Annotated in this window: 7 protein-coding genes and 1 rRNA gene; 4 read left to right on the top strand and 4 right to left on the bottom strand. The window is 59.8% G+C overall.

Annotated elements, in window-relative coordinates; genetic code table 11:
* Positions 1 to 196: 196 nt before the first annotated feature.
* The 3 genes from IGS61_RS22440 to IGS61_RS22450 are packed head-to-tail and all read right to left on the bottom strand — an operon-like array spanning position 197 to position 2,864.
* A complete protein-coding gene (locus tag IGS61_RS22440; RefSeq protein ID WP_329958084.1) occupies positions 197 to 1,735 on the bottom strand; it encodes an ammonium transporter in 1,539 nt (512 codons plus the stop codon).
* 11 nt (positions 1,736 to 1,746) lie between these two features.
* A complete protein-coding gene (locus IGS61_RS22445) occupies positions 1,747 to 2,085 on the bottom strand; it encodes a P-II family nitrogen regulator (protein ID WP_010393464.1) in 339 nt (112 codons plus the stop codon).
* A gap of 11 nt (positions 2,086 to 2,096) precedes the next feature.
* Entirely contained in the window at positions 2,097 to 2,864 is a 768-nt protein-coding gene (locus IGS61_RS22450; RefSeq protein WP_230541637.1) for a TorF family putative porin, read from the bottom strand.
* Positions 2,865 to 3,134: 270 nt separating this feature from the next.
* Here IGS61_RS22450 and IGS61_RS22455 point away from each other — a divergent pair, with 270 nt between their 5' ends.
* From IGS61_RS22455 to IGS61_RS22470, 4 genes are all read left to right on the top strand, one after another.
* Positions 3,135 to 3,383, top strand: coding sequence for an accessory factor UbiK family protein (locus tag IGS61_RS22455; RefSeq protein WP_035824443.1), 249 nt, complete (start codon positions 3,135 to 3,137; stop codon positions 3,381 to 3,383).
* A 110-nt stretch (positions 3,384 to 3,493) separates the two neighbouring features.
* Positions 3,494 to 5,014: a YifB family Mg chelatase-like AAA ATPase gene (locus tag IGS61_RS22460; RefSeq protein ID WP_230541638.1), complete on the top strand. Its 1,521-nt coding sequence runs from the start codon at positions 3,494 to 3,496 to the stop codon at positions 5,012 to 5,014.
* 64 nt (positions 5,015 to 5,078) lie between these two features.
* Positions 5,079 to 5,624 carry a hypothetical protein gene (locus IGS61_RS22465; protein WP_230541639.1) on the top strand — a complete coding sequence of 182 codons (546 nt, stop codon included), beginning with the start codon at positions 5,079 to 5,081 and terminating at the stop codon, positions 5,622 to 5,624.
* 180 nt (positions 5,625 to 5,804) lie between these two features.
* Positions 5,805 to 6,149, top strand: coding sequence for a DUF1840 domain-containing protein (locus IGS61_RS22470; RefSeq protein ID WP_071325465.1), 345 nt, complete (start codon positions 5,805 to 5,807; stop codon positions 6,147 to 6,149).
* A 60-nt stretch (positions 6,150 to 6,209) separates the two neighbouring features.
* Here the strand turns inward: IGS61_RS22470 and rrf are convergent.
* Positions 6,210 to 6,322: ribosomal RNA gene (gene rrf / locus IGS61_RS22475) — 5S ribosomal RNA — on the bottom strand.
* Between the last annotated feature and the right edge of the window lie 198 nt (positions 6,323 to 6,520).

Consider the following 6,520-nt stretch of genomic DNA (forward strand, 5'->3'; position numbering starts at 1 on the left):
CCTTAAATTATGTGCAGTATTCAAAAAAGCACACAGAACTGCCGACTATATTACCGTGTAAGTACCCCAAATCGGGGCAAAAGCCTTGTTTTAAAGACCTTTTCCATTCCCACAACGAAAAAAAGGCACCTCAATGAGGCGCCTTTTCCAGCCGGACATGCCGCGCCGGGGCGCGGGCATGCCAGAACATTGCTATTTAGCCATGATATGCTTGCTCGCCATGGCTGGTGATGTCGAGGCCTTCGCGCTCTTCTTCTTCCGGTACGCGCAAGCCGATGACGATGTCGACCAGCTTATAGGCGACGATGGAGACCAGCGCCGACCACAGGATGGTAGTACCGACCGCTTGCGCCTGCACCCACACCTGATGAGCGATCGAATACGGGTCGGCCGACATCTTGTTGGTGACGTAGTCGAAGATGCCCTGGCCGCCCAGTTGCGGCGCCGCAAACACGCCCGTCAGCAAGGCGCCGAGGATACCGCCCACGCCATGCACGCCGAACACGTCGAGCGAATCGTCGGCGCCGATCAGGCGTTTCAGGCCATTCACGCCCCACAAGCAGACGATACCGGCCAGCAAGCCGATGACCAGGCCGCCCATCGGGCCGACAAAGCCGGCCGCCGGGGTGATCGCCACCAGGCCGGCCACGGCGCCCGATGCGCCACCGAGCATGGAAGGCTTGCCTTTGCTGATCCATTCGCCAAATACCCACGACAGGGTGGCGGCAGCAGTGGCCAGCAAGGTATTGACGAAAGCCAATGCCGCCACGTCGCCCGCTTCCAGCGAGGAACCCGCATTGAAGCCGAACCAGCCCACCCACAGCAGCGACGCACCGATCATGGTCATCGTCAGCGAGTGCGGCGCCATCGATTCGCGGCCGTAGCCGACGCGCTTGCCGATCATGATGGCGCCCACCAGGCCGGCGACGGCGGCATTGATGTGCACCACGGTGCCGCCGGCGAAGTCCAGCGCGCCTTTTTGCCAGATCCAGCCCGCTTTCAGGGCTTCGCTGGCCGAGGTGGCGGCGTTGGTGATCAGGTCAGGACCGGTCCAGAACCAGACCATGTGGGCGGCCGGCAGGTAGGCAAACGTGAACCACAGCACGACGAAGGCCAGCACGGCGGCAAACTTGGCGCGCTCGGCAAAGGCGCCGACGATCAGTGCGCAAGTGATGGCGGCAAACGTGCCCTGGAAGGCCACGAAGACGAACTCGGGAATGACGACGCCCTTGCTGAAGGTGGCGGCGGCGGCAAACGTGCCCTTGGCCGGGTCCCAGATACCGTTCAGGAACAGGCGGTCGAAGCCACCGAAGAAGGCGGTTTTTTCCGTGAAAGCGATCGAGTAGCCATAAATGCACCACAGCACGATCACCAGCGCGAACACCATGAACACTTGCATCAGCACCGACAGCATGTTTTTCGAGCGCACCAGGCCGCCGTAGAACAGGGCCAGGCCGGGGATGGTCATCAAAATCACCAGCAAGGTGCTGATCATCATGAAACTGGTGTCGCCCTTGTTGGCAACGGGCGCGGCGGCTGGCGCGGCAGCGGCCGGGGCCGGAGCGGCGGCAGCCGGCGCTGTTGCGTCAGGCACGGGCGTGACGGCGGGGGCGGCGACGGCCGACGTCGTGGCCGCCTCCGTCTTGGCGGGAGCATCGGCAAAGCTCGGCGTGGCGACGCCAAACGCACACAGACAGGCAAACCCAGCTAGCAATTTTGTTATATTTTTACGCATCGATATTCCCCTTAGAGCGCTTCGTTGCCGGTTTCACCGGTACGGATGCGGATGACCTGTTCCAGGTTGTAGACGAAAATCTTGCCATCGCCGATCTTACCGGTACGCGCGGCACCTTCGATCGCCTCGATGGCCTGGTCGACAATGGCGTCATCGACGGCCGCTTCAATCTTGGTTTTTGGCAAGAAATCGACGACATACTCGGCACCACGGTAGAGTTCCGTGTGGCCTTTCTGGCGGCCGAAGCCTTTGACTTCGGTGACGGTAATGCCTTGCACATTGATAGCCGACAAAGCTTCGCGTACTTCGTCCAGTTTGAACGGTTTAATGATTGCGGTAATCATTTTCATGGCAGTCTCGCTTAAAAGGTTTTGGACACGGTCAGCACGAGACCGGATTTCGCCAGATTCTTGCCATTCGGTGCCAGCGACGTGATGTTGGCTTTGACGGCCGCCAGGGAAACGGTCGCCATGCCGAAGTCCTTGGTCACGCCGATCTTGTAATCGTTATAGCTGAGGGCATCGTTGTGCTCGACTTTCTGGCGCCCCACATGCAGGTTCAGCATGTAGCCATCATGCACCTCGACGTTGGCGCCCACGTCGAGGTAGCCGCTGTTCTTGCTGTCGGCGACACCGAACAGATTCGTGGTCGAATGCGAGTACTTGATATACATCGGGCCGTAGCCCAGTTGGCCGTACAGCTCGAAGGTGTTCGCATTCGTGCTCAAGCCATTCGATGGATAGAAGTAATACAGGCCGCCCACGTCATAGGTGAAATCCTTGCTGAACTCGCCCCGCTTGCCGGCGTAGATATCCCATTCCAGGTTCGTATCGCCGCCGCCGTCCTTGATCCATTTGATGCTCGACAGCCAGGTGCCCACGTACAGGCCCGTCGGGTTATGGGTATAGTCGGCACCGCCGCTGATGGCCGGGTTCAGGCGGCTTTGCGAGATGCCGCGGTAACGGTAGTCGCTGGTCAGCGCCACGTTGTAGCTCACCACGTTATCAGGAACGGCTTCGGCCGCAGCAGGCGCCGCCACTGCATCCTGGGCCATGGCGCTACCGCTCAGGGCGGTCATGGCCAACGTCAATGCGGCTGCTAAAGTCATGTTCTTGGACAGATTCTTCATGGCGATTCCCTTTTATTGAACTTTTAAAGCGGTTGAGGTTTAAAATCTTGGCTGGAGATCACAAAGCGTTCATACCTTCTTTAGCAGAATACGTGCCAGCTACATTGCCACCTTGATAGGTGCATTTCCGTCCATACATACCCTGCAAGCCGCTGGGCATGCGGGAATACGCTGCTGGAGCGTTGTGGATTTGCCTATTTTCGCACCAGATTAACACTGCTGTGCACCGCAATGGTGCGATGCACATGCCGCACCATAAAAGGACTGACCATGGACATGAATACCTTCTTTAACGACTTGCAAGGCAAGATCCACCAAGCCATCGAGAACTCGCCGGCCAAGGATATCGAGAAAAACGTGAAATCGATGATGACCCAGGGTTTCGCCCGCCTGGACCTCGTCACGCGCGAAGAATTCGATATCCAGGCACAAGTGCTGGCCAAGACGCGCGCCAAGCTCGATGCACTGGAATTGCGCCTGATCGAACTGGAAACACGCCTGAACGACCCGAAGGCTTAATGCAGGGCAGGCAAGGCACCGCAATCGGCAGCCTTGCTGGCACACATCAAGCTTCAGACTGTTGCAAGGGCTAGACTGATACTGCCCGCGTTCGCGGTGCAGGGGGTCTGATGAGTCTGGCAGTCCTGAAAAGCCGCGCCCTGGCCGGCATGGAGGCGCCCGAGGTGAATGTCGAAGTCCACCTCGCCAATGGCTTGCCTTCTTTTACCATCGTCGGCCTGCCCGATACGGAAGTGAAAGAGTCGCGCGACCGCGTGCGGGCCGCGCTGCAAAACTGCGGCTTCGAGATGCCGGCGCGGCGCATTACGGCCAATCTGGCGCCGGCAGACTTGCCCAAGGAATCGGGCCGCTTCGACCTGCCCATCGCGCTGGGCATCCTGGCCGCCTCCGGCCAGTTGCCGGGCGACCAATTACATCACTACGAATTTGCCGGCGAATTGTCGTTGTCGGGCCAGTTGCGCCCGATTCGCGGCGCCCTGGCCATGACCTTTGCCATGCAACGCGGCAAGAGCGGCGTACCGCGCGCCTTCATCCTGCCGCAGGCGAACGCGGACGAGGCGGCGCTGGTCAGCGATGCCTGCATCTATCCCGCCCACAGCCTGCTCGAGGTCTGCGCGCACTTTGCCGCGCATGCCAGCCAGACAGCCCTGCAGCGCCACCAGCCCATGCTGACTGTCCCCGCTTTCCCGTATCCCGACTTTGCCGACGTACAAGGGCAGCAACAGGCGCGGCGGGCGCTGGAAGTGGCGGCAGCGGGCGGCCATAACGTCCTGATGGTGGGGCCGCCGGGCGCAGGCAAGACCATGCTGGCCAGCCGTTTTCCTGGCGTATTGCCACCCATGAGCGATGAAGAGGCACTGGAATCGGCCGCCGTGCATTCCCTGGGCGGCCACTTCAAGGTGGAACAGTGGAAGCGGCGGCCCTACCGCGCCCCGCACCAGACGGCATCGGGCGTGGCCCTGGTAGGCGGCGGCAACGTGCCGCGGCCTGGCGAAATCTCGCTGGCCCACTGTGGCGTGCTGTTTCTCGACGAAATCGCCGAATTCCAGCGCCGGGTGCTCGATGTGCTGCGCCAGCCCATGGAATCGGGCGTCATCAGCATTTCGCGCGCGGCCCGCCAGGCCGAGTTTCCTGCCCGCTTTCAGTTGATCGCTGCCATGAATCCCTGCCCGTGCGGCTATCTGGGCCACGCGTCCGGCCGTTGCCGCTGCACGCCGGACGCCGTGCTCCGTTATCACAATCGCCTGTCCGGCCCGCTACTCGACCGTATCGACCTGCAGATTGAAGTGGCCGCCATGCCGCCGGCGGCGCTGGGCCGCCAAGCCGGTGCCGGAGAATCCACGCAGCGGATCGCCACACGGGTAGCGGCAGCCTATGCCTTGCAACTGGCACGCCAGGGTAAAGCGAACCAGAGGCTGAGCAACACGGAAATCGAACAGCATTGCCGCCTGGAGCCACATGGCGAACAGTTGCTGCATGGCGCCATGACGCGCCTGCACTGGTCGGCGCGCACCTATCACCGGGTACTGCGCGTGGCGCGCAGTATCGCGGACCTGGCGGGCAGCCCTGCCATCACACAGCCGCATATTGCCGAAGCGATCCAGTACCGCCGCGTGCTGCGTGAAATATAAGGCTGCCAGTGAACGCCACACATGCGCGATTGCGCGCGATTGGCGGCGCTGCTACCATCTGCTGATGAAAAAAACATCACTTTCCCTCTTGCTGGCGACGCTGGCGGCCGCCAGCATCCTGTCCGCCTGCAGTCCGAAATTCGACTGGCGCGACTATCGCAGCCCTGACGCCCAGTTCACGGCCCTGTTTCCAGGCAAGCCGGCCGTGCTGACGCGCGAAATCGATCTCGATGGCAAGAAAGTCAGCCTGACCATGACGGCCAGCGAGGTCGATGGCGCTACCTTCGCCATCGGCAGTGCCATACTCGACAGCACGGAGCAGGCGCAAGCGGCCCTGCCCGCCATGAAGACGGCGCTGCTGAAAAATATCAATGGCGTCGTGCGCAGCGAAAAGCTGGCCTCGGCTGCCAGCAGCACGGCAGCCGGCAGCCATCAACGCAGCTCGCTGAGCGTCGAGGCGACGGGGACGCAGCAAGGCAAGCCTGTCCTGCTGGTCGGCCGTTTTGTGGCGCAGGACAAACGCATCTTCCAGATCATCATTCTCGGTGAAGAAAACAAACTGTCGCGTGAAACCATCGACACCTTCATGGACTCGGTGAAACTGGATTGAGACTTAATGATCGCTTAAATAGCTGCTTTCACGGTGAGCCAGCCCTTGTAAATACGTGCGTTGTCCAACAGATGACTCTATCCGGCTTGCAATTGTGCAATCCGGGCAATCGGACGGCCTGTGCGACATTTCAAGTCGTGATATTGTTTCGACACTAACAACAAGTTTCAGAAAGCGCTTATGTTGATCTCATTCAAATCCAAATCCTCCCCAGAAGTGCTGATGTACCAGGAACATGCCCAGCGCATCCTCGACATCCTGCACAAGAACCCCACGCGCGGCGTCATCACGCCAGCGGAAGCGGGCGATGCCCTGGCCCTGCTGGAAAAAGAAGTCGCGGAAAGCAAGTTACATCCGGAAAATGACATTGAACACGATGCGCATACGCCGGAAACCCTGGAAGATGGTGAAACGGGTGCCCATGCGCGCGCGCAAAAAGTGCATTTTTCGCAGCGCGCCTATCCTCTGATGGAGATGCTGCGCTCGGCCAAGGCGGAAGGCGAAAGCATCACCTGGGGCATCTAGTCCGATGAATGCCACAGACGAAAAAAAACCCCGCTGATGCGGGGTTTTTTTATATAACAAGCCTGACGATAACCTACTTTCACACTGGTTGCAGCACTATCATCGGCGCAAAGTTGTTTCACGGTCCTGTTCGGGATGGGAAGGGGTGGGACCAACTTGCTATGGTCATCAGGCATAACTTTTTCAACAGCCTGCTCCCGACGGGGCAGCAAACCATTAGATCTGAGGAGGCGAATTATATAGGAATTTGCCTGAAGATGGGAGTAAAAGTGGCGATTTTATGGCGAAAAACCACCAGACGAAAAAAAACCCGACCATTGCTGATCGGGTTTTTCTCTAGGTGGAACAGCCGGGGGCTGTTTCACCAAATA

Origin of the sequence: Janthinobacterium sp. FW305-129 (genome assembly GCF_020858115.1) — a bacterium.
Classification (GTDB): domain Bacteria; phylum Pseudomonadota; class Gammaproteobacteria; order Burkholderiales; family Burkholderiaceae_D; genus Janthinobacterium.

Coding starts and splice junctions, on each gene's coding strand:
- IGS61_RS22440 (WP_329958084.1), bottom strand. CDS start 1,735: ATGCGTAAAAATATAACAAAATTGCTAGCTGGGTTTGCCTGTCTGTGT.
- IGS61_RS22450 (WP_230541637.1), bottom strand. CDS start 2,864: ATGAAGAATCTGTCCAAGAACATGACTTTAGCAGCCGCATTGACGTTG.
- IGS61_RS22465 (WP_230541639.1), top strand. CDS start 5,079: ATGAAAAAAACATCACTTTCCCTCTTGCTGGCGACGCTGGCGGCCGCC.
- IGS61_RS22455 (WP_035824443.1), top strand. CDS start 3,135: ATGGACATGAATACCTTCTTTAACGACTTGCAAGGCAAGATCCACCAA.
- IGS61_RS22460 (WP_230541638.1), top strand. CDS start 3,494: ATGAGTCTGGCAGTCCTGAAAAGCCGCGCCCTGGCCGGCATGGAGGCG.
- IGS61_RS22470 (WP_071325465.1), top strand. CDS start 5,805: ATGTTGATCTCATTCAAATCCAAATCCTCCCCAGAAGTGCTGATGTAC.
- IGS61_RS22445 (WP_010393464.1), bottom strand. CDS start 2,085: ATGAAAATGATTACCGCAATCATTAAACCGTTCAAACTGGACGAAGTA.